The following is a 2,234-nucleotide window of genomic DNA, read 5'->3' as shown; positions in this document are numbered from 1 at the left end:
CCGCCATCACTCCGGACGACGCCTTGGTGGCCCTCGGCCGATTGACCTATCTCTAACGTCAGTTCGGGATAAGCTTTGGGGGCCGAGAGAGCCGGCGGATGTCCTGTAGCGACAGCTTCGGCTTGTTTGGCATGAGGCAATAGGCGATGAAGCCGGCGAGCAAATTGACGGAGAAATGGATGGGCGAGCGATGGCGGGTGTGCTCGACCTGACAGAGATTTTTCAGTTCGTCGATGACGGTTTCCACGAGAGATCGCTGCCGTAGCATCGCCTCGTCGAAGGGAGAGAGGGCGACGGGCTTCATGTTTTTCTTGACCTTGGTTACCAGATCAATGCCAAGGTCCTTCAGGAACGTGGTTAGCCACTGGGCGATATAGCCCTTGTCGGCATACAGTTTGCCAAAGAGCCGATTGGCAAAGTCGCGCAAGGGCTTTCGGTCATCGACATTGCCTGGGGTCAGTTTGACGCCCAGAAGTTCGCCCAAGTGATTGATCACCAAATGGAGTTTGAAACCGAAAAACCAGCCGGTAGAACTCTTGCCGCGCGCCGCCATCCCCTGGAACACCCGGTGAGACGAAATCCGCAGGTTTTTGCAGACGGTAATGGGGGTCGAATCGGCAATCGACAACCCGGAGCACTTGCCCGTGAGCGCCTCGAACAGGGCGGCCAGCGCGATCGCGCAGCGCGGTAGCAACTCGACACACCGCTGATACGACGGTAGCCGGGGAAATTCTGCGCGCAGGTGTGGGCACACATGATTGAGGTAGAAGGCTTTGAACTGCCGGTAGCGAATCTGATGGAACAACACCACCAACGTCATCAACTCCGGCCTGGAGAGACTACATTTCCTCGACCGATGACGTTTGCCATCGGTCAGCAGCCCGGTATTCAGTTGGGGTTCGATGGCTTTGTAAAAGTCGTCTATCAGGCAGTAAGTCTCGGTAAGATCGTCCATGATGAGGGCCTCCGTGTGATGGGGTGGATGAGGGCGTGCACCCAATCTACCAAGACAGCACTCCCCATCATCCGTTTCCCATCAATGTCTTAGCGCGAAATTTCGGGCTTCCTTATCCCGAACTGACGTTATCTCTACAGCACCGACCGTAACGGTCAGCGTCACACGCATCTGCCACGACCGGACGAGCAACAGGCCAAAATCCTCGACGCCATCGGCCTCTCCTTCCCGCTCAAGGCCAAAGCCGACAAGCGCGCCGTGTAGGCAGGCGCCGCTCTTGCGGCATCGCCTATTTTTCAACAAAAACCATGACTTACAGCATAATTGCATTTGCTGGCTGGAGGAATATCCGTCGGACCCGCGTCTTCTCCGGGGTTCTCAGGCATCGAGCCCGCAGCCCACAGGGCACGCCATCCCGCTGGCTGCCGGTGAACCTGATGGCCAGGTGGCCGTTGTGGAGACCGTTCGACCCGATCAGAATGATGCCCGCATCCTGCTCGATGGCCCTTTTGCAAGGAATGCACCAGAGAGACCCTCACTCCAGCTTGTGTAGACAACGGTATGGATTTACCGTTTACCATCCCGATCACCCGATCGGGATGCCCATGCCCGCCGCAGCTGTTCCGTGCGCCACTTCGCGCACTGCCCCCTATCGTCTCCGCCAGCCCGAGCGCACCGTGCAGACGCATCTGACCACCTGGCTCGAACGGGCGCAGGACGAAACAGGGCGCTCGACGCCGGCCCACGGCGAGCGGGAATTCCGCCGCCACCTCGAATTCGGCATCCTCACCCACGGCTTTGCCCGCGCCCGCTGCGCGATGGCGGTCACGATTTCCTGGTGGTGTATTCTTGCAAGAGCCGCGGCGTCTGTCCTTTGTGCCCTACCCACCGCATGGCCGAGACCGCCGCCCACCTCGCCGACCACGTCATCCCGCGCCTACCGGTGCGGTAATGGGTGCTTTCGGTGCCCAAACGGTTGCGCGACTTCCTGCAGGCCGACCCCGCTTTTCAAAACCTGGCCCTGCACATCGTTCTTTCGGCGGTGGAACAGGGATTACGCGCTGCCTGCCCGGGGTCTCAAGCCGGCACGGTTCGCATCGGCGCGGTGGCCTTCATCCACCGCTTTGGCTCCCTGCTCAACCCGCATGTGCACTTCCACTGCGTCGTCGATGGTGTGTTCGAGACCGGCGGCGGGGAAGACTGGCCCGTGCGCTTTCACGAAACTCCGACGGATATTCCTCCAGCCAGCAAATGCAATTATGCTGTAAGTCATGGTTTT

General features: G+C 59.5%; 1 protein-coding gene and 1 pseudogene. One reads left to right on the top strand and one right to left on the bottom strand.

The features are described from left to right. Positions 1-58: 58 nt before the first annotated feature. Positions 59-955, bottom strand: a complete 897-nt coding sequence (locus tag VSS37_RS10325) for an IS982 family transposase (RefSeq protein ID WP_324694939.1) — start codon at positions 953-955, stop codon at positions 59-61. A gap of 599 nt (positions 956-1,554) precedes the next feature. Between VSS37_RS10325 and VSS37_RS21945 the strand changes: the two are divergent. Continuing rightward, positions 1,555-2,153, top strand: a pseudogene (locus VSS37_RS21945) (transposase zinc-binding domain-containing protein); the annotation flags it as partial. Positions 2,154-2,234 lie beyond the last annotated feature (81 nt).

Source organism: Candidatus Thiothrix phosphatis (assembly GCF_035668035.1).
GTDB classification, from domain to species: domain Bacteria; phylum Pseudomonadota; class Gammaproteobacteria; order Thiotrichales; family Thiotrichaceae; genus Thiothrix; species Thiothrix phosphatis.
Note: the sequence above shows the minus strand (reverse complement) of the source record. Positions and strands in the feature narration are given on the sequence as shown.

Coding starts and splice junctions, on each gene's coding strand:
- VSS37_RS10325 (WP_324694939.1), bottom strand. CDS start 955: ATGGACGATCTTACCGAGACTTACTGCCTGATAGACGACTTTTACAAA.